Below are 23,431 nucleotides of genomic sequence, written 5' to 3' on the forward strand. Positions count from 1 at the left end.
GTTTGATAGTTAATAAAATGGGTAGAATGAACTGCCTTTGAATGCGCTATAGTCCTGCAAAGGAGATTTTTGTTTAGGGTATGGTGAGGCAACCATCAGCGGCTGCCAAGCGTATTTGGTGTAGATACCCGCGCCCCTTGAAACAAATTTTAAAAAGCATCTTCCTTATCCTCACTCCGCAGGAAAAAAACAAGCTGTTTAAGCTCATCGCTTTTGATGTGCTGATAGCTTTGCTGGATATTGCTTTCCTGGCGTCTTTGTTGGTTGTTATCAATTTTTATACGCAGGTATCCGGTGCAAACAAGCTTGCCTTTTTACCACAATGGCTGGCCGATAACAAGTCGCTCAAATTGATCGGTTTGTTTTTGTTGCTGTTTGCCTGCAAGAATGCTTTAGGATTTTTTGGGCAAAGGTCGCAGCATCATTTTTTCTACCGGGTGGCGTCGCGGTTGTCGGCACGGAATATTGGTAATTATTTACGCGGTGGGTATCAGCAGTTTGTGCATACCAATTCATCGGTACACACCCGCCGTATCAGCAATCAGCCTATCGAGTTTAGTCACTACATTTTAACCAACTTTCAGCAGCTTGTATCGCAAACCTTGCTGATAATTTTTACCGTTGTTGCCATCCTGTTTTATCACCCTTCGCTATTTTTGATCATGCTTCTGTTGTTGCTGCCCCCGGTTGTGCTATTGGGGCTGTACACTCGTAAACGGCAGGCGGCGTTAAGGCATCAAACTAAAACAGCCAGCGCGAAAACCATCCAGCATCTGAACGAATCATTGTCCGGCTATGTGGAAAGCAACATGTATGATAAGGATGATTTTTTTAGCGACAGGTATTTAAACTACCAGCAGCAACTGAATAATACCATCGCCGCGCAACAAACCTGGCAAAGCCTGCCCGGCCGTTTAATGGAAGTTTTTGCGGTACTGGGCTTTTTAATATTGGTGGGCATTAGCAAGTACATCACCAACGCACCGGGCATTGGCATGTTAACCATTGGCATATTTATGGCCGCGGCTTACAAAGTAATACCGGGCATTGTTAAAATAATGAACAGCACCGGGCAAATGAAAACCTATGCCTTTATCCTGGAAGACCTGGTTGCCGATAACGAAGTAAAACGTGCCGGGCCGGGCGAAAAAGTAAATACTATCCGGCAGGTTAAATTTGAAGGAATTAGTTTCGGTTACCAATCCCGACCGGTGTTGGATGACCTGAACTTTGAAATAGCCCAGGGCGATATGATGGGTATCTCCGCAGATTCCGGCAAAGGCAAAACCACTATCATTAACTTATTGCTGGGATTTTTAAAATATGATAGCGGCTCTATTCACATAAATAATCGCGTTGCCGATACCGAAAGCTTTAATGCTTACCGTAAAAATATCTCTCTTGTAAAGCAGCAGCCCTTTCTTATTCACGATTCTATCCAAAATAATATTACGCTGAGCGATGATATTGCCGACCAGGCCCGGCTTGCGTATGCTGTGGAGTTTTGCGGATTGGATGAGTTTGTGGAAAAATACCCGGAAGGGTTCGATCATTTGATAACCGAGAACGGTAAGAACATCAGCGGGGGACAAAGGCAACGGCTGATGCTGGCAAGGGCGCTGTACCATGATTTTGACCTGCTGATACTGGATGAACCTTTTAGCGAAATGGACAGTAAGGGGGAGCAGGAAATCCTCGCGAAGCTAAACCAACTGGCCAAACAGGGTAAAATGATCATCCTGATAACACATAATAAAGCAAGCCTTGCTTTTTGCAATAAAATAATTTTATTAGAGGGGGCATATGCCTGAAACGCTGATCATCCTCACGCCCGGTTTCCCTGCGGATGAAGCAGATACCACCTGCATTCCGCCACAGCAGGTTTTTGTTAAAGCACTAAAGGATAACTACCCTAAGCTGCGGATCATTATCCTGAGTTTTCAATATCCCTTCCAGGAGAAGGAATACCTATGGCATGGGATAAAGGTAATTGCCTTTGGCGGGCAAGGCAAAGGAGGGGCCAATAGAATGGTGACCTGGTTTAAAGTGTGGCAATGTTTACGGGCGATAAAGGAACGGCATAAACCCATCGGCATACTTAGTTTTTGGCTGGGCGAAGTTGCTTTTGTGGGTAGCCTTTTTGCGAAATGGAACAAGCTGAAGCATTATAGCTGGCTGCTTGGCCAGGACGCGAAAGCCGGTAACAAATACGCGCGCCGGATAAAGCCCCAAAGCCCCGGCCTCATCGCCATTTCAGATTTTATTGTAACCCAGTACCAGCAAAATTATGGTATAAAGCCCGGGCAGGTGATCCCGGTGGGCGTTTCCCCGCAACCTTTTAAAAATGTTGGCGATGCGAGGGATATCGGCCTCCTGGCGGCCGGGTCGTTAATCCCTTTAAAGCGGTACCATTTGTTTGTGGAGTTGGTAAAAGAATTAAAAAAAGACCACCCCAATATCCGTGCTGTTCTTTGCGGCGCCGGCCCCGAAATGGAACGCCTGCGCGCTTTGGTAGCAGAACTTGAATTGCAAGATAATTTAACAATAAAAGGAGAACTGCCTCATCAACAGGTGCTGGATCTGATGCAGCATGCAAAGGTGTTTGTGCACCCATCCGAATACGAAGGTTTCAGCACCGTTTGCCTGGAAGCGCTTGATGCAGGCGCCGGGGTGGTTAGCTTCATCAAAGCAATGAATGCGGATATCCCAAACTGGCACATCGCCAACACACCTGAAGAAATGCACCGGATTGTTGGAGAATTGCTGAATGATGATACACGAAAGTACCAGCCAGCAGTGCCCTATTCTGTCAATGAAAGCGCAAAAACGATGATGGCTTTGTTTAATTACAGCGAATGAGCTATCTGCTCTATTTGCCGGGCGATGGCTTCGAAAGAGAGCGTTGTTTTAAAATACTCCAGCGAGCGTTTTCGTTTATCCCAAAGATCTATTTGCCTGGTTTTATTCAGGGCTTCCAGTAAAGCCTCCTCACTGCCGGGTGTGTAAAGAATGCCGCAATCGCCGTTATTGGTGATCATCCTGAACGAAAGTATATCTGTAACAACCGGCACGCACCCGCATGACATAGCCTCGCAAACCGAGGCCCCGCTTCCCTCATAATGCGAACCGGAAATAATAAAATCGGCACTGTTAAACCAATATAAAAGTTCGTGATGAGGGACCTTGCCAACCAATACTACCGTACGTGAAAGCTGGGGGCTGCTTGACAGCAGCGCCTGAATAGTGTGCAGTAATTCATCGGTATGGTAGATCATGTAGAGCTTTGCGTTTGGCTCCTGGTGGGTAAATTTTAAAAATGCCTTAACCACATTCACAGGGTCTTTATTGGCGTTTAAACGGCCCACCCACAAAAATACAGGGTTACCCGTTATACCGGTTTTAAGTTTGGCTACCTCCCCGTTTACCGGGTAAAATACCGAAGATACCTCCATCGCCTCATGGATCTTAGCTGCTGAGGCTAAATTCCCGACAGCTACCCATTCTACTCCCATGGCATATGACGCAAATACATAAGCATCAATATAGTTATCGGCTAAGCGCTGGAGCTGTTTTTTTAAGCCGGTTGCGGGTCGCTCAGCGTGGTTTTGCACCATTATTTTTACCCGCTTACCCAGTACAAGACGCAGCAACATCACCTGTAAGGGGAAATGAAGGCTTTGAATAACCACTACATCGGGCTGCAGGCTTTTAATAAACTGGTTTAACTTGCGGGGATAGTACCGCAAAGCGGCTGCCGGGTATCGTTTAAAGTGGTAGTCGACCCCGCCGCTAAAATGCCGGCCCTCATAATCTATTTGTTCTATACTGACTACTTCGTTGGTACGACTAAGCGCTCCCTGTATGCCGGCGTAGGCATTGATGCGTTTTAGCCAGGCATCGGGCTCGTGAAAGTTAGGGGTATAAACGTAGCTTGCAAAAACAAATCTCATGAAGAGGGCGCGTTAAAAAATATCAATATCGGCAAAGGTAAAAGCGAGTTTATCTGCAGGGATGCCCGAGCCCATATCCTTAATGGCGATGGTAAAAGAGGGAATTGGCTGAGCATATTTTTGCAACATGGCGTGTAAGCGGCTTTTTGCACACACCTGGAACTGTAATTGCTGCAGCCCAAGGCGTTTGGTTAATTTAAGTAATTTTGCCACTACTTCATCCATATTGTCGCCAAGGCCGGTTATGTCGCCAACTATCAGTCCGTTTTTTATTTTGAACCATACCCGTGCTTGTCCAATTTGCACGGTGTGGGTGTAGGCATAACCTTTATAGGTTAAAAATTCTTCGTCACGATAAACCCCGCCATAACCCTCGCCCAGTACAGAATTACTGATGCCCGAGGGTTGCTTTTCGGCTTTAATTACGAGGTTTAAATAAGCATCGTAAAGCGGTTTCGCCACATTGAATTTCGTGGCGAACTTTTCTAAAGGGATCGCCTTAACCGGGATAGTGAAACGCTCGAGACAACCCACCGCTTCCCAGCCAAGCTTGTTGATAAAGCCGGGCAATGAGTTTTGATTAGGAAAGCCGAATATCAACCGGATACCTTCTGCACGACACAGGCTATAAGTTTGGTTAGCAAGCGCGACAAACAGTCCCTTATTGCGGTGCTCGGGGTGTGTCATGGTATCGGCAGATTGCCCGGCCAGCGTTAAGCGCCCACCATGATCCACAAAGCAGGGGAGTACCCCATAAAATGCTACAGGCAGGTCGGTTTGATCATAAGCAAGGTAGCCTACATAGGTTACTACCGTAAAGGCAGTGTTATATTTTTTCAGTAAGAAATCGCGGTTCAGCAGCTTATCGTAAACTGCCATGTGCAGGTAAACCAGGTCATTTAGTTTATCCACGCTAAACCGCTCTACACGGTAGCCACCCGCTATGGTTTTACCCTCAGTATGTGCCTCTAACGTTTGCATACATTTGGTTTGTGGTTGATATAAAAGGATTTATGGTGAGGCGTTCGCGCATCGCAGGCTCTGCTCCGTCCTCGGCATGATGATAATCGGTAGCTAACAATTGTGTATACCCACAGGCTTTAGCCGCGTTAACTACAGCCTGGTTATAACTGCCGTAGGGGAAGGCAATACTGTTCACGGCCTTGCCCGTTACACTTTCCAGGTATTGTTTGCTTTGTGCAAGCTCTTTTGCAGCTTCAGCAGCGGTTATTCCCGCGAGGTCGTTATGGTAATACCCATGCGAGCCAATGGTTACATAAGGCGAGGCCGCCATTTGTTTAATTTGATCGGCAGTCATTTGCAACCAATAATCCTGGTGCTCCTTGTTTTTGCGGAAGGGACACAATTTATCCAGCAGGCGCATTAGTTCCGCCTTATCGGAAAAGCCGAATCGTCGTAGTTTTACATTCAGGCTTATGCCTTCGGCATCAACGTAATGGCGATAGGTGTTTTTGTGATACGATCGATCTTTAAAAGTTAAAACCGCCGGGCCATATTTGCCCGCAATGCTCAGCATATCGTTCCATAAAATATCGTAGCCGGCGGCACTGGCGGCCGTCACAAAAAAAGTTGCAGGTACCCGGTATTTATGGAGCAGGGGTAGCGCGTAGGCGTAGTTATTTGCAAACCCGTCGTCAAAAGTGAGGCAGATATTGAATTTTTCTTCAGAAAAACGCTGTAAGTAAAAGTCGTCCATCGAAACTAAATTGAAGTATCTTTTGTAATAACTAAGATGTCGCTCAAAAGTTTGCAGGGTAATAAAAAGGGTATTGAACTTGGTGGGGGCGTTTTGGCAGATCCCATGATAGGCTAATATGCGGCTACCCCGGGCACTTTTGTAATAGTTTTTATCCACCCCCATAATATGAGAGATGTCGCCTTGTATGTAGCGTGCCCTGCGGCTGGTTTTGGTAATTATTTTCTCTAATACGCTCATAGTTAGGCGGCAGGTTCTGAGGGTATATAAACAGGAAACTGTATATCAGCCTGATACTGCTGTATCTGGTTCATCAGCTCAGGTAGATCCCCCTGCACATATTTAACACTCTTCCCGCTATACACTTTACTGAATTGATATAGTGGCATATCGCCCAATTGGTGATACAAGCTTTGGTCGAAAAGCCGGATGTTTCCCTTGCTCATCACCATTAAAATATCTTCAGGTTTAATGCCATAAAAGGCATCTAAACCCTTGTTGCCGGTATCTTTAACCAGCAGCAGGTCGGCATCAAACCCTTCGGCAATGCTGCCACAGTTTAGCTTCCAAACATTGGCCGCGTCACTTGTAAGAGAACGGAACAGCTCCTCATCGCTCAGCATTTGCGTTTCGCGGGCGAGGGAAATATGCTCCCAGATGTTCCAGTCGCTGGTGAGGGTGGAATCTGTGCCGAATAAAATGCGGGTGAACTTTTTTAAGTGGTTAACCGGCGCGGTGGCATTCAGTAAAAAATAGTTCGACTGCGGGCACCACACCAGCGCCTTAAAATATCTCGCCTGCGCGGGGCTAAGCGCTACCCCATGAATGCCTATGAGTTTGCGATGCAATAAATTCCAGCGGATAAGTTCGTCAATTTCGCTGTGTGCGGCGGGGTTGGTACCCTCGCCAACATGCATTACAACAGGTTGGTTTATCTTTAATGGGTTGTTCAGCCGTTTTTTCCATTGCTTTTCAAAAGCTACCGAATGCAGGTCCTGCTTGTTTTCTACCAGGCTGATCAGGGCATCATTCGGCCCATTCCGTTCGCCATGGTTTACTACTGTGGTAACGCCGCAAAGCAGGTTTTTATAAATGCCCCATTGCTCGCGCAGCGCAAGGGGGATCTTTAGCCCCGCGGCAATTTCATCCGCATAGGTTTTATGGATATGTTCCCCCCATTCGGTATAGCTTTTATAAGTAAGGTTGCCTAATTGGGGGAAGAGATTAAAATCGAGATGGTCGTGCGAATTGATCAGCCCGGGGAAGGCCCAGGCGTTGGAAAACATCACTTCGGATTGCCCCTTTTCTATCAGAGGCACAGTTGATAGCCGGGCAATTTTGCCTTCGCTTATGCGGATACTTACGTTTGTACCGTTAATGAGCTGCACATTATTTAGTATCATTTCCCCTCCCAAAATGCATCCCGTAGATGATCGGGAAATCTTTATAGCTTTCGTACACATGCAGGGCTTTCTGCTTTTCGTAATAGTGCTTTACCGATTCATCTATCTTCATTTCCTCCTGGGCAATCAGCCGGAAGTTATGATTGAGCAAGATCTCTTTGATGGTACTGGTGAGGTGCACAAAGTTTTGCACCGCGATGAAAGCGTTATCGTGTTTAAAAGTGCGCTTGCCGCCGTATGCCAATGTGCTGGGATGAAAATCAGTTATCACAATGTCGCCGGTATTTTTTAGGATGCGGCACCAGGCCTTTAGCGCCTCCTCGATGTTTTTAATATGGGCAACGGTGAGGGTAGAAACAATGGTATCATAGCTTTTTGAGGGGATATCCTTAAACAGGTTATCGGTGATCTGGTAAGTTTGGGCCTCAGGAAACTTTTGCTCCAACCGGCGCAGCATGCCCGATGATACATCAAAGCCGGTAAGTTTCGCCGGGCGAAGGTTCAGTATTTTTTGCCAGTGCCTGCCTGTTCCACAGCCAATATCCGCCACTTTTTTATTTTGGACAGGCAGGTTGGCCAGCAGTTTTGTAAACACGGCCTCGTCGAGGTCAAGCATGAGGTTATCCGGCTGCTCATCGTAGTTTTTCGACCAGATATCATACGCCTCAACGGAATCTTTCTCCTTTATTGTCGAAGGAAAAAGATGCTGTTTTACATAGTTTTTAAGCGTTGCTATCACGGGCGATGAGATTTAAAACCTGGTTAATAAGAATTACGGTTACCTGCCTGCAAAGGTTGCCAGCGCTGTTTTATTTATGTGCCGAGGCAACGGGCAAGCCTGGCCCGGCGTATTTATAAATGTGCGGGATGATAAGTGCCGACAGATTAAAGTTTTTGTGATATGGGCAGCTCCCGGTTTAAACGAGGTGAGGGTAAAACCTCATCACCGGGAGATTTTTTGATAGCGATAAATAAAGCCGGGCAACCCCTAATGGACAGGATATTATTATTTAACCCCAAAAGCTCGATAAATAAGTACCGGATCCCCAACTCCATTTTAAACATTGCAGCCTCGGTTGATGGGAAATATGGCTGGGTGATAGTGGATGGCAATTGCGAGGCCGATCCCCTGGCGAAAATTGACAGCTACCTCGGCGGCGGCGAGATCAAATACCTTGGTTTTACTGTGATGCCCGGTCCGCAGTTAAAGCAGGCCATCACCATTGCCAAAGCTATTAAAGCCAAATATCCGCGTACAAAAATGATATGGGGCGGTTACTTCCCCTCCAACCAGCCCAATGCCGTGCTGTATTCGGGCTATGTGGATTTTATTATCAACGGCCCCGGCGATCACGCTTTTCCACAGTTGATAGAGGCTTTGGAGAACGGGCAGCCTTTCGAATTTATTAAAAATCTCATTTATAAAGCTACCGATGGCCGCATCTTTAAAACCGCGAAGGAGGACCTGATAGACCAGGATTCGCTGCCGCCATTGCCCTATGATAAGCTGGCCAAATTTTACCCTATCCCTAAATTTTTAGGGAAGACTTACCTGGGCGAAAAAACACTGGCCTACCATTCCAGTATCGGCTGCCCCTTCACTTGTTCGTTTTGCGCGGTGGTACCTATTTACGAGGCCAGGTGGAAGGCGAAATCGGCGCAAACGGTTTATAACGATGTGAAATATATTAAGGATAAATGGGGTGCGGATGCGATCGAATTTCATGATAATAACTTCTTTGTATCAGAAAAACGCGCGGTTGAATTTGCCAGGCTGATAAAACCCGAGAACATGACCTGGTGGGGCATGGCACGCATCGATACCATGCACAAATTCAAAGATTCGTCGTTACAAGCCATTCGCGAATCGGGCTGTAAGATCATCTTCTTTGGTGCCGAAAGCGGTAACAACGCCATACTGGAACAAATGGATAAAGGCGGTACCCAAACCGGCGACCAGATCATCGAATTTGCCGAACGGCTGAAAAAATTTGATATCATCCCCGAATACTCTTTTGTATTGGGTACGCCCGCGCCAACAGCGCAGCAGGTGCAATCGCAGATAGATTTTGAGATAGATTTCATCAAAAAAGTAAAAGCCGTAAACCCCAAAACGGAGATAGTGATCTATACCTATAGCCCTGTACCTACAGAAGGTTCGGAACTGTACAAACAGGTTTTATCGAGTGGTTTCCGCTTCCCCGAAACGCTGGAGGATTGGATAAGCCCGGCCTGGGAAAGCTTCGATCTTCGTAAAAACCCGCTTACGCCCTGGCTTACGCCGGAGATGATAGATAAGATAAGGAATTTTGAGACGGTGCTGAACGGCGTATACCCAACGGTAACCGATATCCGCCTCAACTGGCTAAAACGCCGGGCCATAAAGCTGATAGCAGGCTTACGCTACAAAACAGACCTGTACCAATACCCGTACGAGATAAAGCTATTGCAAAAAGTTTGGCGCTACCGCCAGCCCGAGATCCAGGGTTTTTAATTTTTTTTGAACATGCCCCAGCAGGAAACCTACATATTGCCAATACAAGAAACAGAGTCCGATTTTGAGCAGCTGTACCTTGGCGTGCGCGGGCTGGAGCAACGGATTTATACCGATGAACAGCTACGGCAACTGCCGGAGATAGCGTCATCGCATGTGCATTACCAAGAATGGCAGATCAGGAAGCGCTCGTCGGAACGGTTGGTTACTTACCTCGCCAAAAAGAAAAAGCCTTTAACTATTTTGGAGATAGGCTGCGGCAACGGATGGTTGGCAGCAAAACTGGCACAAGTAGCCGGTGCAGACGTTGTTGCACTGGATGTGAACCGGCTGGAAATTAGCCAGGCAAAACGTGTTTTTAAACAAGCCAATCTGCAATTTTTTAGCGGCAGTTTTGATGAGCAGCATTTTGCAGGACTTAGGTTTGATGTAATCGTGTTCGCGGCGGCGATCCAATACTTTTCTCCGCTAAAAGATATGCTGCAAAAGATGCAGGGGTATCTTAGTAATGAAGGCGAGATCCACATCATCGACAGTAATTTTTATACTCCTTTTACTGTGGAGCACGCCGTTTTGCGCACACAGGAATATTATATGGCCATGCGGTACCCGGAGATGGCGGCCTTTTATTATCATCACCGCCTGGATGAATTGGACGGTTTCGACTACCAGATCTTAAGTGATCCGCATAGTTTTAAGAACCGTTTGTTGAAAGATAGGCCGTTTTATTGGATACGAGTTAACAATGGCGCGGTATGATAGGGCAGGGCTTATTCCATACTTTTAAGCGTTACCGCACGCTGCAAACGCATCAAATAACCGCGCTGCCTGTGGTGATTTTAATGCCCCATAGTGCCTGCAACTGCCGCTGTGTAATGTGCGATATATGGAAGGATAACAAAAACCTGAAGCAGCTAACCGAGCGGGACGTTGAGGGGCTATTAACCAATTTAAAACAACTGGGCACTCAGCAGGTGCTCATGTCGGGCGGGGAGGCTTTGCTGAATGCCAACTTCTTCGGGCTGTGCCGCATCCTGAAAAAGCAGGGTATAAAAATTACGCTGCTATCTACCGGGCTGTCCATCAAAAGGCACGCTTTGGACATTATACAATGGGTAGACGATCTCATCCTGTCGCTGGATGGTGACGAGTCACTGCACGATGCTATCCGCGATATCCCCGGGGCATTTAAAAAACTGAAGGAAGGAGTGGAGCAGATCCGTTCGATAGAACCGGCCTACCCCATTACCGCCCGTACAGTCATCCATCGGTTGAATTTTCGCAATTGGCAGACTATTATTGATGCCGCGAAAAACATAGGGATAAACCAGGTAAGTTTTTTACCCGCAGATGTAAGTAGCCATGCCTTTAACCGCCAAACAGCATGGAGCGAACCCAGGCAAAATGAAATACTGCCGGGCGAAAATGAACTGGCAGAACTATATCAAATAGTGGAAGCGGTAATTGCTGACAAGGCCAATTTCGACAATCAATTCATCGCCGAATCGCCCGAAAAACTCCACGACATTTATAGATACTACGCCGCTTTTTATGGGTTGAACGCTTTTCCGTTTAAAAAATGTAACGCGCCCTGGGTGTCGGCAGTAATAGAAGCTGATGGTAGCGTCCGCCCCTGCTTTTTCCATGAAGCTACGGGTAACATTCGCGATTCTTCGCTGGCGCAGATCCTGAATAGCGAGGCTTCGGTAAACTTCCGCCGAACGCTGGATATGGGCACCAACCCAACCTGCGTAAAATGTGTGTGTTCGTTAAATTTATCGCCCCTGGCGAAACTTAATTAAGCAGAAACATGGGCAGCATCCTATTCACTCATTCCTACTTTTTACGTTTCGACCCGAAGCAATGGTCTATAGGGCAACCCTATGCGCCATTGGGAACTTTATACGCCGCCGCCCTGATGCGGCAGCATGGATATGAGACAAGTTTATTTGATACCATGTTTGCGCACAGCGCGGATGAGGTGATCCCTGCTATTGAAGCGCAAACGCCCCAATTCTTTGTGATCTACGATGATGGCTTTAACTACCTCACCAAAATGTGCCTCACCAATATGCGCGAGGCGGCATTTAAAATGTGCAAGCTGGCTAAAGAGCGCGGATGCACGGTGATTGTATCCAGTTCAGATTCTACCGACCGCTATGCCGAATATCTTGCCGAAGGCGCCGATCTGGTGATCATCGGCGAGGCGGAGCATACGTTATTGGAGTTGTGTAACCATATCAAAGGCGGCCAAACCGACTACAGCGGCATTATGGGACTTGCATTTGATGATGGCCATAAAATAACCAAAACACCCGCCCGCCCGGTGCTGAAGGACCTCGACAGCCTGCCCCTGCCTGCCTGGGACTTGGTGGATATGGATAAATACCGGGACATGTGGATGCGGCACACGGGGTATTTCTCCATCAATATTGGCACTACACGCGGCTGTCCGTTTAAATGTAACTGGTGCGCCAAGCCTATTTACGGCAACCGCTATAACTCGCGCAGCCCGCAAAATGTGGTGGCGGAAATTAAGCTGCTGAAACAAAATTACCGGATGGACCACATTTGGTTTTGTGATGATATTTTTGGGCTGAAACCCGGCTGGGTTTTAGAATTTGCCCGCTTGCTGGAGCAGGAAGAGATAAGCATAAAATTCAAAATTCAATCCCGCGCCGATCTGTTGGTGGAGGAGGAATTGGTAGCCGCCCTTGCCCGCTCGGGCTGCCAAAACGTTTGGATAGGGGCGGAAAGCGGCTCGCAAAAGATACTGGACGCTATGGATAAAGGCATCACCACTACACAGATTGCAACGGCCACAGGTTTGATGAAAAAGCATGGTATCAAACCTTCGTTCTTTATCCAGTTTGGTTACCCCGGCGAAACAAAAAGCGATATCGGTCTCACCATCGATATGATCAACAGACTGTTGCCTTTTGAGATAGGAATCTCGGTATCGTACCCTTTACCCGGCACCGGTTTTTACGAAAAGGTAAAAGCCGAACTGAAAAAGAAAACCAACTGGGCCGATTCTGACGAGATGGCGCTGATGTTTACCAATACCTTCCCGGCGCCGTATTACAAGCAATTGCATAGTTACGTGCACCAGAACTATCATAAGCACCTGGCCAAGAACAGCCTGGTTAAATTGCTCAAAGCGCCGGCATCTGCAACAAAGAGCACGCTTAGAAAAGCGCTCTCGGTATTTTACCATACGCCCCGTACCTACATTGAAAAATTAAAGCTGAACAGATTGGAGAACGCGTTATGACGGAAGCGATCCATCCAAATGAGCAATTGGCAGAAACAGCCTTCAGCAATCAATCGGTTGTGTTTGATAAGCTGTACTCCGGCAATACCATTATCAATTACAAGCGTAGGCGCGTACGCGATCATGTGTTGCAATACCTTAAACCCGGCGGCGGTATATTAGAATTGAACAGCGGCACCGGCGAGGATGCTATATTCTTTGCGCAGCGGGGCTTCAAAGTTCACGCCACTGATATCTCCGTGGGGATGCAGGGCGAATTGAAACGCAAAGCGGAGCTCTTGGGGCTTACTGACGATATTAGTAACGAAATCTGCTCGTACACCCAGCTAAACGAGCTGCAAAATAAAGGGCCGTACGATTTGATCTTCTCCAATTTTGCCGGCCTGAATTGCACCGGTGAACTTGATAAGGTACTAACCTCCTTTCCCGCCTTACTAAAATCGGGCGGCATGGCTACACTGGTGATCCTCCCTAAATTTTGTTTATGGGAAACGCTGCTGGTTTTCAAAGGGAAGTTCAGAACCGCTTTCCGCAGGTTTTTTAGCAGCAAGGGCCGTAAGGCGCATGTGGAGGGTGTGCATTTTAAATGCTGGTACTATAACCCATCCTATGTGATCAACCAACTGAAAAATGAATTTGATGTTTTAGGTATTGAGGGTTTATGCACCATGGTGCCGCCATCCTACATAGAAAGTTTTGCGGAAAAGCATCCCACGACCTATAAACGCCTGAGCAGGCTGGAAGACAAATGGAAAAGTACCTGGCCCTGGAAATACATGGGCGATTACTACATTATCTCGCTAAAAAAGAAGCTGTAAATTATTGCGCCACGCGCTCTTCGGTTTGTTGCAGCAGGTAGTTGAGCTTGTTTTTATAGCGCTCTATCAACCGGTTTTGAAAATTGACCGGGTCGGGTTTGGCGAAGTGTTTGCCTGCCGACATGCCCATCACTATCCCCCGCAGGTTCAGCTTTTTCTGCACGGTTTTCTTAACCCATCGTTTAGAAGTGATCTTCAGGAAGGTATCATCCAGCAGATCGCCAAGTTGGTTATTCAGCAGGAACTCTACCAGTTTTTTAAGCACATAAGTTTGTAATGGCTTTGCCGAAGCGAGGCGTAAGGGTTTATTAGGCAGAAAGGTACGTGTCCAGCTGTTGGCGGCGTAGAATTTCTCAAACACCACATCACCCTCCAAAGGGATCAGGGTATCGGTCTCAATGGCGGTATAAATATTCTTCTCGGCAATTTGCAGTTGCTGCTCATCTATATAATAATTCATGCAGTAATTGTGCTGCTTGTTTACCAAAAACGTGAATTTTTTAAAGCAGTGCATCAGCGTGCGCGCTACCCAAAGGCGGTTTTTGGCGGTGATGATAAACAGGTCGATATCTGAGCGTTCATCCGCGAAGTTTTTTGATAAGGAACCCGAGATGCCGATGCCGCGCACGTATGGGAATTTGATAAGGAACTGGCCAACCTCCTTGGCCTTCGCTATCATTTCGGCGGCTTTTTGGTTACCGCAGTTACGGCGGATGATGATGAGGTAATCGTTTTTTAGCGAGTAGAATTTATCAAACTGGTAGATCATTTTACCGGCAACCAGATAATTAATGGCCTCGCTGAATTGCGCCTGGCAATGCTTTTCGCCCAAAAACAGGTAGATCTCGCCGTAGGTAAGGGGATAATCAAACATATCAAAGTATGCGAGGGCGGCTAAGATATTTCTGTTAATGGTTAACACGTGTTGCTTTTTGATTTTATTTATGCCGGATTAACCGGTACCGTTGGCTATTGTATATAATGATGACGGGCCAAAACCCTGTTTGGTTGCTTGTTTAAACTATTTATGCTGTAATGGTTCTGCTTTTTCATTGCCGGAGAAGATGAGAAGCGAAAAGAAAACGCTGTAAAAAAATATGCCTTTATCCACATCCAAAAAATTCTCAGAGCAGGACACGGCAGCAATGATCACCATAAAGGCGAACAGCAGAATATCTTTCCTAAATATGGCTTTCCGGAAACCAAAGTAAAGCGTGCTTAAATAAGCCAGCAAGCCAATGATGCCGGTTTTGATAAAAAAGCTAATGAATTGGTTGTGCGCGTTCAACCCAGCCAGGTAAGAGCGGTAAAACCGTGCCTCGAAAAAGCGCTCCTTCAGCAGCCCGATTTCCGAGCCTGAACCATGCCCAATAATTGGCGACTGTACCGCCAGCTTTAAAGCAACCTGCCAGCGGGCCAGCCTTGGGTCGAAAAGTTCATCGGCTTTTGCCTTGCTTAGGTCGGTTTTCAGGTCGGTGATGTAGCGCTCTTTTAGGTTATCCATTTGGTAAATGCCGGTGATGATGGCTGCCGATAAGAAAAGCGTAGCGGCAGCGTATTTTAGCCGCACGGCGCCTTTCTGCAAAAAAACGGGAATGGCAATATTGATGATAATGAGCAGTGCCGCAAACACCGATTTTGAACCCAACTGGATAATACCTGTGGCCAGTATCGCGCAGCAAAACCAGCACAACCCTTTATAGTGCGTAGTTTCGGTTTTCAATAGTTCTGTTATCAAAAACACCAGGGCTATGGCCACCTGCATCGAAAAAAATGTGGCGTGGATGTCCAGTGGACCCGAAAAATTATGATTGGTAAAGTCAGATGAAAATAACGCCGATAATGGGAAATTGTAAAATCGGATAGCCCTCAATGCCTGCATATACAGCAAAAGAATAGCTATGGTACTGCTCAACGCGAATGTTAAAAGCAGGCTGCCCCTGTACTTCTTTACGTCCAGCGGGTTGAGGCAAAACACCAGCGGGAAAAGTAAAATAGTGATCTGCTTGGCCCACTCGTTAAAGGCTTCGGGCTTGTTGATGCTGTAGAATGTACCCGCAACCGTAACAAAAAACACCGATGCCAGCACGATATTGGTTGTGGTAAGCAATGGTTTTATATCGACCCTGCTCAGGTTTATCAGTGTGTGAAGGATAAAGCTGATCAGGATCAAATGGCTGTAAAACCTGTCGTACGGCAGGCTGATGAGCAGCAACACTAAATGGTAATAGCTGATCTGGTTGGCCAGGCTATCTGCTGCCGGGAACAATTTTTTCAAGGTTGCGGGCATAGTGGCATTCCATTATAAATTCTTCGTACTCGTCTATGATCTTTTCCCAGTTAAACTGGTATTGTATTTTGTGCAAATTGTTTTTCACCATCGTTTTTTCGATGTCGTGGCGTTGCACGTTCTCTACCAGGTTTCGTACCTCGGCGGCGTTATTAAAATAGAAAGCGTCAGAACTCAGTACCGATTTATTAAAAGGGTTATCGTGCGCCGCGATGAGCGCCTCGCTGGCCATCGCCTCTAAAAGCGATGGGTTAGTGCCACCAACGCTATGCCCGTGGAAATACAAATAAGAGTTGTTTTGCAGCGACCGAACCGCCGTATTATCAAATATCGACCCCTTGAACTGGATGCGTTCGTCGTTCTTGAATTTATGGGTGATGTATTTGCCAAAGCGGTTGCCGGTATCGCCCAGCACCTTAAAGTTTTTGCGCGATGTGCTGTTGTTAAAGCCCTCTAAAATGCTTTCGATATTATTCTCGGGCTCCATACGGGCCATCAGCAAAAAGTAGTCTTCCTTTTGCGCTTCGCTTTTATCAAACTGCTCGCGCTCCTGCTCGGAGAATAAGTCGGCGCCGTAGGGGATGTAGCGGCTATCGATATGGTATTTATCTTTCAGGTAGCCTTTAATTACCCGCGAATCGGCAATGTAAAACTGACTGTGCTTTACCGCCAGTTTTTCGGCATATTTTAAAAAGCGCTGCACGGGTTTGGAGTATTTGGATCGTTTCCATTCCAGCCCGTCCATATTGGTGATGATGGCGCTATCCTTAGGATACAGCCTCCCCCAAACCGAACTGCTGGTATAACCCATCAGCAGCACCACATCAAAGTTGCGTTTGCGGGCATCGGCCAGGCAATTAAAATCATAAGCAAACTGGCCGGCTGTGCCTATTAAATATTCCGGGTCGTAGCGGTGTACAATGTCCACGCCGTTCCAGTTATGGGCGCTGTAGGGGTGATTGTGCGAGTTATAAACCGTTACCGAATGCCCCTTTTTCACCAGCCCTTCTGATACGTACTCGGAGATATGCTCAAACCCGCCGTAATGGTTGGGGATGCCGCGGGTGCCTAAAATGCCAATTCGTAGTTTCATGCTGAGTATGCTAATTGATATGCTTTATATGTTTGTATGGCTGCCTGCTGCCAGGTAAACTGCTTTACTATTTTGCGGCGAAGGCCCTTGTTAAAATCTGCCTCGCTTGCTTTTTCAACCGCGGCCAGGATGCTTTTTGGCTGACCTGGGTCGCAATAAAAGGCGTCATCTGTAAAATATTCGCGGGTATCGCCTTTGTCAGTTATCACAATGTTGCAGCCCATGGCCGCCGCTTCTATCGAGCTTAGTCCAGTGGTTTCGAACCAGCTGGGCAGGATATGCACCTTTGCTGCCGAATAATATTTAACAAGCTCCTGCTGCGGGATGTGGCTAATAAAGCGGATATTATCTGCGGCTATAGCCCGGCACCGGTTATAATAGGCCAGCTGGTTTGGCGCGTGCGATCCAATCAGCATCAGCGTAAAACCGGTATTATTTAATGCTTTGATAAGGTTGAGCTGGTTTTTAATGCCCTCTATCCGCGCCACGCAAAGCACCAGGTTTTTGTTCCTGCTCAATTCCGTGTCGCAGGTAAAAAGCTTTGGATCGATGCCGTTTGTAACCACGCTAAATTTTGTGCTGCAAGTATATTGCTTAATAATACGTTGGTACTCCGACAACGAGTTAGGCAGTATCAGCGCTGCCTGGCGCAGTACTTTTTGGATGCTCTTGCGTTGCCCCATCCACAGGTAGGCTTTGGCGGAAAGATGGTCTTTCCCCAATAACCAGCGGGCAATGGTTTTGATATAATCGATACCGTTTGCCGGCAGAAAAGCCATCAGCGCTCTTAACCCTTTGGCTTGTTGCTTATCGTATTCGCTGTAGTTGCACAGGATGGTTGATACCACGAAAGGTTTGTTGGCCTTTTGGCTGTGGTACAGGATATCCGCCGGGCGGGTAAGATTAAAGAAATGCAGCAGATCGAAATCCTCGTAACTGATCTCCTCGTTAGATAATTTTATGGACACATCCACGCCTATCTCCGCCAAATGGCGGGCTGTTTGCACCGCCTGTACCGTGTCCCCGCCGGGAACGGTGTATAAAGTAGACCGTGTGATAAATGCCACTCTCATCATTTCGCCAGGTTTAGGTGCAGCCAGTTTATCAATCGCTCGGGGAGATAACTCACCGTGTAAAGCAGGTAATTATCCAAGCGCAATGGCTGTAGCGCAATGGCCTTAACCATATGGCGCCGTGCACGCTGCGGTTGGTAATTGTTCAGCAAAAACTTTTTACCGCACAGGGCATAATAGGCCCCCTGCTTGTTTTTGGGCGAGTATTGCGTGCTGCCTATCTCGTGTAATTCTTTCCCTTCGGATGCCGTAATGCGCTGGGTTTTGAGTGAAGTATGCTTTATCAACCGGAATTTGCGCGTATGCCATTTTTCATCAATGGTAACCGATTCGGGGTTGAGCCGCACCTTTATCAGCGACTGTGGCAGGTTGCAGGCCTTTTCTGTTTTAAGCAGGTTGGCCCATAAAAAATGATCCTCAAAGGTATAAGCATGCTCATTGTATCCTCCGGCATTTATGATAACGTCTTTTTTGTAAAGTACGCAGGAGTGGATCATGGGACAAACGCGCACATCCAGCTTTTTAATTTCATCATAGCTGTAACCCGCCAATTGGTGCTTGAATAGAAATTCACCTTCGGTATTAATATAATCCGCTTCGGAGCCAATGATGCTGTATTCGGGATGCGTGCAGATAAAATCGTATTGCGTCTGCAGTCGGGTGGGGTAGCAAATATCATCGGCATCGAAACGGGCGATGTATGGCGCACGGGCATATTTTAACCCGGTATTGAGGGCCGCCGCTACGCCTTTGTTAGCCTGGTGGATTACCACGATGCGGGCATCGTTGAACGAACTGATGACATCCAGCGTATCATCTTTAGAGCCGTCGTTAACGATCATCAACTCAAAATCATCGAAGGTTTGCGCCAGTACCGAACTGATGGCCTCGCGGATATATTTACCGGCATCATAAGCCGGCATTAATACGGTGATCTTTGGCTCATGCATGGCTAAGCCCTCCTTCCCGCGCTTCGGTCTCTTTAATGTTGAGGAACAACAACAGCTCGAAAAACACCAGGATGGATAATTGCTCAAACCAGTAATCCACAAAAAGCACCGCCATCAGCAACAACAAAATGGGCAGCCCGTAAGTAAGTTTGTGGTAGTGCCAGGCAAAAAACCACAGGTAATAAACAAAGAAGATAACTAAGCCAATGAGGCCGTATTCGGCTAATAGCTGGTCGTAAACCGAAAAAGGGCTGTTGGTTAAGGAATGCAGCCCGGTTTGCTTGCTAAAAAAATCGAGGTACACATCCAGGTGGTTCGTTAAAAAATCGGGATTTATGTAGATGTATCGGTGCGGATATCCGCCTGCTATGCCCAGCCCCGTTGCCCGGAATGCCAGTTTGGATGAGAAGTTACCCATGCCATCGCCGGTAAGTACTTTGGCAGGGTGCTGCATCAAAAATTTACCCGTTTGTAAAACGCTGATGGCTTTACCCGGCAAGGCAGGTACCCGGATGGTTCTGGCAGAAATGGGCAGCGCCGTATCGTGCGTGTTGATAAACCTGATGAGCGGTTGCTGGGCCGCCTGTGGTACTTTTATGCTTTGGTAGGTTGCCGAGTGGATGTTGGCCTGCGGCATTAAGATGCGCCCATCATCGTTACGGATAACCTCTTTTTTTACAACGGGCAACTTGCCTTTGGTGTCTTTTAAATATTCGGCGCTGCTTAGGCTATCCAGGTACAGTTTCGCGAATTTCTCCTTCCGTTCTTCGGGGTTTAGGGTAGAGTCGGGGCGTTCGCTTATGGGTAGTAAGGCTGCCTGCGTAACAGCATGGCGTGCCGGTTTTTCAAAAGTGTTCTTGATGGTCTCGGCTACATAAATATTGTTTTGCGGTGATACCTTCACCATAAAAGTAACCAGAAACATAAGGCAGATAACCACCAGACTTTTTTGCGCGCGGGTACTTCTGAAAATAAACAGCAGGCCAAGGATGAGCAGTAAAACAATATTGATAAAGTTGCTCCCGGTTAAAAGCAAGGTGGACATACTGGCCATTAGCATCAGTGGTTTTTGGCGTGCCAAAAAATAAATAACGCCCATGGCATTAATAGCGGCATTGGTGGTGCTGGTGTCGAAGGTTACGCCCTTGATATAGTCGCCCGTGCCGATGAAGTATTTTTGATAATTGCCCTGGTAAGTATAGGGGTTGAGGGCATGCGTTTCGATGATGATGCGGAGCAGGTTGATGGCCGATACGCCTGCGTTGATGGCAAAAAATACGAGGAGCGTGTTGTGCAGTACTTCCACGCTTTGCTTTTCTACCGAGAGTTTTACCTGATGAATGGCCAGTATGCACAACAGCCAAAAAAACAGCCCCGTGGCAAAAACGATGAGGTAATTGATGTTTTGAAAACCTTTGCCAATAAACAAGCCTACAAACGACAGCGGAATAATGAGCAGGTAAAATAATGGCAGCCGCGAATTTTTAAGGCTGAAGCCAAACTTAAAATCGAATTGTAGCAGGTAGATCAGCGCTAAGGCGGGGATCTTTATCGCCAACTTTACATTTAAAAACAGCAGGAGTAAGGCAAGCAGTTTCCAGTCTGCATAACTCTTCCATTTTTTAATGTCGATAGGGCTTATGGCCATTGCGTCTTTATAGTTTTAGCTGAATTGGGGAGCAAGCGGCAACAGCCGCCTATCCGGGGAGAATTGCTTCTGCCCGGGTTAATTCTCTAAAAACATTACGCTTTGGAATTTGGAATGGTTGCCTGTGGATGGCGGCCGTGGAGGATATTTAATATGAGGACGGGATGAATTTTTGCATGAAGTTTGTGTTGTTTGCGAAAAGCAATTGTTTGGCCTCGGTTAATTATCTTTACGGTAAAGCAATAGCCCTATGATTAGATAGCCCTCATAAAACGTTCCTATGGAACGTGAAAATGTTTTTACTTATTTCTACCCATAAGTCGTTCCGACGGAACGTTTTCTTTTCAGCCCTTAGGGCTGTTTTATGGGTAGAAAACCCCAACAATTTTTCTACGTTCCATCGGAACGTCTGATGAAACGGAGCCTATCCAAGTCCAATACGCGATTACCTTGGCCAATGCTCATACCAAATAAGAATTTATCCCGAAAATGCTGCCGCTGCAGTTTTCCTATCGCTAAGCCTTAGTTGTTTGCTTAGGTAAAGTAGCACGATATACAGGAAGGTTCCCAGCAGCAATGCCAGCCAGCAATTAACCGCACATGATTTCATGGCTACGCCGCTTGCCAGGGCGCAAGCCGTGCACAGCGCCAGGTTTTGCCAAATGGCATTTAATTGCTTAATACGGTTATGGCTCAAATAAAACACTGCCTGCACCACATAAGATGCCAGGAAGCCTGTGGCCGCACCCTCATTGCCAAAGTAGGGTATCAGCACCACATCCAGCCCGGCGTTTACCAAAAAGGTAATGATGAAACCTTTCAATATCATCTTCATTTCGCCTTTGGCAAAAAAGATGGTCCACAAAAAATTATTAAGGTACAGGAAAGGGATGCAAAGCGATAGGATAAAAACAGTGCCGGCATTAACAGCGCCGTATTTGCCCGCAGTAATAGCATCCATTACCGGCGACCAGAGGATGTTGAGCGCCAGCCCGGTAAAAGCGGCAATGGCCATTTCGGCGCGTAAAAGGTTTTGAAGGCCAGCGATATCGGCGGTGCCTTGCTTAAACATTTTTGTAAATTTAGGTATCAGCAGCGGCGCAATGGCCAGCAGTGGCAGGGTACTCATTTCAAAAACCTTATAAGCAAAACTGTATTCGGCCAGTTTAACTGCCGATGCCATAAAACCGATAAATACCCAGTCGAACCGGGCTATGGCCGAGGTGAGGATGTTAACCCCCGTTTGCGGCAGTGCCTCGCGGAGCAGGGCGGTATATTTAGCCCGGTGCCATAAGATATTAAACAAAATTTTTGTGCCACGACTGAAAATGATCGCGGTGATCAGTAGCTCCAGCACATCTCCGGCTACAAAAATTATAACGGCATTTTGTAATGAAATGGCGTGTATAATAGCCAGCATCAGCAAAGCCACGCTACGTATTAGGTTTGATACTATTAGCATAGTACCCAGCAGGCGGAAGCGTTCCAGCCCGCTGGCAGCCTGTTTAAAGGGGGTGGAAAAGTAGATCATCAGCTTGCCCGCGCCAACAAGTAAAAGCAAGGGATAAACGCCATTGGTTTGGCTGATGAATAAGCTGCCCAGCAATATCAACCCATAAAATAAAAAGCCGGTGAGCAGTACATGGAACAGGTAAAGCGAGAGCACTTCCCCTGCGTCTTCGCCCGAAGCTATTTTGCGGATGGATACCTGGTCGATACCCAGCGAGAGCAGGTTAAAGGCCATCATCAGGATAGCCAGCGCGAGGTTCAGCTGCCCGAAACTGTTTTTATCGAGCCCGGTAGAGAGCAGGTAAAAAATAACCAGTCCGGCCAGTTGATTAATAACCAGCTGCAGGGTATTTGCCGAAAGATTTTGAAATAGTTTGCTTTTCAAAACGATCAATATTCAACCACCAGTTTTTTGGGTGCCGGTAACTTACCCGAAGGTAGGTATTTGCCTGCTTCAAAAAGTTTTAAGTAATGATATTTAAGCCGGGTGTTTTTGTAAAGCATCAGCGCGATATCCAACCCTTCCAGTCCATCTAAAAAGCCTAACCGGATAAGGTAGCTGATGAGAAAGCAAAATACAGGCGAAAGGTAGAGCTTAAAAAAAGCGGCCTTTTTGCCGGCGCTTAAGTATTTGATGGCGCTTAGTCGAGCGTAATGAATCGCTTTTTTATCGCACTCTTTTATATTTTGTACCGAGTAATGGTGCAGGTAGCCGCCTACCCTTTTTACAGTAGCGCCGGGCGGAAGCAGTAAAGTTTCGTGCACCTCCGTTTCCGACCATTTTACCCGTGTGCGGTTAAAAAGGCGGCGGTGGTGATCTCGGCCCCAGGTGCCGTATTTAATTAGCTTATCCCCAAAGTAAGATCGGAATTGGATATCGTACACCACATCAGGGTTATCAAATGTTAGGCAGTGCAGAGTGTTGATGAGCTGCACATCGGCTATCTCATCAGCATCGATGCTTAAGATCCAGTCGTGCCGGGCCAGCGCTATCCCCTTGTTTTTATTCGCGCCGTAGCCATCCCAGCTTTTGTGGTAAACGCGGCAGCCGTAAGCTTCGGCAATTTTCAGGGTATCATCGGTGCTGCCATTGTCTACCACTACGATATCATCGCTGATAAAGCTTGCCATTTTAAGGCATCTGCCCAATATGGCCGCTTCGTTTTTGGTAATAATTACGATGGAAACCGGTATCATTTATGGATATTGTAT

At 47.0% G+C, this 23,431-nt stretch carries 20 protein-coding genes; 7 read left to right on the top strand and 13 right to left on the bottom strand.

Translation table 11 applies throughout. The annotated features are described in order from the left end of the window. Nucleotides 1-137 precede the first annotated feature (137 nt). Complete coding sequence (locus tag ABIX36_RS11680) at nucleotides 138-1,811, top strand: ABC transporter ATP-binding protein (protein WP_348082341.1); 1,674 nt, start codon at nucleotides 138-140, stop codon at nucleotides 1,809-1,811. Further along, nucleotides 1,804-2,859, top strand: a complete 1,056-nt coding sequence (locus tag ABIX36_RS11685) for a glycosyltransferase (RefSeq protein WP_348082342.1) — start codon at nucleotides 1,804-1,806, stop codon at nucleotides 2,857-2,859. Before ABIX36_RS11680 ends, ABIX36_RS11685 begins: the two co-directional genes overlap by 8 nt. On the opposite strand, the gene ABIX36_RS11690 is transcribed toward ABIX36_RS11685, so the two are convergent. From ABIX36_RS11690 to ABIX36_RS11710, 5 genes are read right to left on the bottom strand one after another with little or no spacing between them, the layout of a single operon-like run. Beyond that, nucleotides 2,847-3,950 carry a glycosyltransferase gene (locus ABIX36_RS11690; protein WP_348082343.1) on the bottom strand — a complete coding sequence of 368 codons (1,104 nt, stop codon included), beginning with the start codon at nucleotides 3,948-3,950 and terminating at the stop codon, nucleotides 2,847-2,849. The two genes, ABIX36_RS11685 and ABIX36_RS11690, sit on opposite strands and share 13 nt — an antisense overlap. Before the next feature lie 12 nt (nucleotides 3,951-3,962). Beyond that, on the bottom strand, nucleotides 3,963-4,931 hold the full coding sequence (locus ABIX36_RS11695; protein ID WP_348082344.1) for a GNAT family N-acetyltransferase: 969 nt from the start codon (nucleotides 4,929-4,931) through the stop codon (nucleotides 3,963-3,965). Further along, entirely contained in the window at nucleotides 4,906-5,907 is a 1,002-nt protein-coding gene (locus ABIX36_RS11700) for a polysaccharide deacetylase family protein (RefSeq protein WP_348082345.1), read from the bottom strand. The genes ABIX36_RS11695 and ABIX36_RS11700 overlap by 26 nt, the downstream gene beginning before the upstream one ends. Before the next feature lie 2 nt (nucleotides 5,908-5,909). Next, nucleotides 5,910-7,070, bottom strand: a complete 1,161-nt coding sequence (locus tag ABIX36_RS11705; protein ID WP_348082346.1) for an amidohydrolase family protein — start codon at nucleotides 7,068-7,070, stop codon at nucleotides 5,910-5,912. After that, nucleotides 7,057-7,809 carry a methyltransferase domain-containing protein gene (locus ABIX36_RS11710; RefSeq protein ID WP_348082347.1) on the bottom strand — a complete coding sequence of 251 codons (753 nt, stop codon included), beginning with the start codon at nucleotides 7,807-7,809 and terminating at the stop codon, nucleotides 7,057-7,059. The genes ABIX36_RS11705 and ABIX36_RS11710 overlap by 14 nt, the downstream gene beginning before the upstream one ends. Nucleotides 7,810-8,061: 252 nt before the next feature. On the opposite strand from ABIX36_RS11710, the gene ABIX36_RS11715 reads away from it, so the two are divergent. From ABIX36_RS11715 to ABIX36_RS11735, 5 genes are read left to right on the top strand one after another with little or no spacing between them, the layout of a single operon-like run. Then, complete coding sequence (locus ABIX36_RS11715; RefSeq protein WP_348082348.1) at nucleotides 8,062-9,564, top strand: radical SAM protein; 1,503 nt, start codon at nucleotides 8,062-8,064, stop codon at nucleotides 9,562-9,564. A gap of 12 nt (nucleotides 9,565-9,576) precedes the next feature. Further along, complete coding sequence (locus tag ABIX36_RS11720; RefSeq protein WP_348082349.1) at nucleotides 9,577-10,323, top strand: class I SAM-dependent methyltransferase; 747 nt, start codon at nucleotides 9,577-9,579, stop codon at nucleotides 10,321-10,323. Beyond that, nucleotides 10,320-11,366 (top strand): radical SAM protein, encoded by a 1,047-nt coding sequence (locus ABIX36_RS11725; RefSeq protein ID WP_348082350.1) that lies wholly within the window; start codon nucleotides 10,320-10,322, stop codon nucleotides 11,364-11,366. The genes ABIX36_RS11720 and ABIX36_RS11725 overlap by 4 nt, the downstream gene beginning before the upstream one ends. A gap of 8 nt (nucleotides 11,367-11,374) precedes the next feature. Beyond that, the gene (locus ABIX36_RS11730) at nucleotides 11,375-12,838 is read left to right on the top strand and encodes a radical SAM protein (protein ID WP_348082351.1); all 1,464 of its coding nucleotides are present in this window, start codon (nucleotides 11,375-11,377) and stop codon (nucleotides 12,836-12,838) included. Next, nucleotides 12,835-13,656 (top strand): class I SAM-dependent methyltransferase, encoded by an 822-nt coding sequence (locus ABIX36_RS11735; protein WP_348082352.1) that lies wholly within the window; start codon nucleotides 12,835-12,837, stop codon nucleotides 13,654-13,656. The genes ABIX36_RS11730 and ABIX36_RS11735 overlap by 4 nt, the downstream gene beginning before the upstream one ends. A gap of 1 nt (nucleotide 13,657) precedes the next feature. Here the strand turns inward: ABIX36_RS11735 and ABIX36_RS11740 are convergent, their stop codons facing one another. The 8 genes from ABIX36_RS11740 to ABIX36_RS11775 all read right to left on the bottom strand — a co-directional run bounded on the left by ABIX36_RS11740 (nucleotide 13,658) and on the right by ABIX36_RS11775 (nucleotide 23,416). Further along, nucleotides 13,658-14,578 (bottom strand): hypothetical protein, encoded by a 921-nt coding sequence (locus ABIX36_RS11740; RefSeq protein WP_348082353.1) that lies wholly within the window; start codon nucleotides 14,576-14,578, stop codon nucleotides 13,658-13,660. Between the two features lie 99 nt (nucleotides 14,579-14,677). Next, complete coding sequence (locus ABIX36_RS11745) at nucleotides 14,678-15,946, bottom strand: O-antigen ligase family protein (protein WP_348082354.1); 1,269 nt, start codon at nucleotides 15,944-15,946, stop codon at nucleotides 14,678-14,680. Beyond that, nucleotides 15,906-17,039, bottom strand: a complete 1,134-nt coding sequence (locus ABIX36_RS11750) for a DUF1972 domain-containing protein (RefSeq protein ID WP_348082355.1) — start codon at nucleotides 17,037-17,039, stop codon at nucleotides 15,906-15,908. The genes ABIX36_RS11745 and ABIX36_RS11750 overlap by 41 nt, the downstream gene beginning before the upstream one ends. After that, the gene (locus ABIX36_RS11755) at nucleotides 17,036-18,115 is read right to left on the bottom strand and encodes a glycosyltransferase family 4 protein (RefSeq protein WP_348082356.1); all 1,080 of its coding nucleotides are present in this window, start codon (nucleotides 18,113-18,115) and stop codon (nucleotides 17,036-17,038) included. Before ABIX36_RS11755 ends, ABIX36_RS11750 begins: the two co-directional genes overlap by 4 nt. Next, nucleotides 18,112-19,062, bottom strand: coding sequence for a glycosyltransferase (locus ABIX36_RS11760; protein WP_348082357.1), 951 nt, complete (start codon nucleotides 19,060-19,062; stop codon nucleotides 18,112-18,114). The genes ABIX36_RS11755 and ABIX36_RS11760 overlap by 4 nt, the downstream gene beginning before the upstream one ends. After that, entirely contained in the window at nucleotides 19,055-20,710 is a 1,656-nt protein-coding gene (locus tag ABIX36_RS11765) for a hypothetical protein (RefSeq protein WP_348082358.1), read from the bottom strand. Before ABIX36_RS11765 ends, ABIX36_RS11760 begins: the two co-directional genes overlap by 8 nt. A 478-nt stretch (nucleotides 20,711-21,188) precedes the next feature. Continuing rightward, nucleotides 21,189-22,604 (bottom strand): oligosaccharide flippase family protein, encoded by a 1,416-nt coding sequence (locus tag ABIX36_RS11770; RefSeq protein ID WP_348082359.1) that lies wholly within the window; start codon nucleotides 22,602-22,604, stop codon nucleotides 21,189-21,191. A gap of 5 nt (nucleotides 22,605-22,609) precedes the next feature. After that, nucleotides 22,610-23,416: a glycosyltransferase family 2 protein gene (locus tag ABIX36_RS11775; protein ID WP_348082360.1), complete on the bottom strand. Its 807-nt coding sequence runs from the start codon at nucleotides 23,414-23,416 to the stop codon at nucleotides 22,610-22,612. Between the last annotated feature and the right edge of the window lie 15 nt (nucleotides 23,417-23,431).

The sequence above is a fragment of the Mucilaginibacter sp. genome (assembly GCF_039925265.1).
Classification (GTDB): Bacteria; Bacteroidota; Bacteroidia; order Sphingobacteriales; family Sphingobacteriaceae; genus Mucilaginibacter.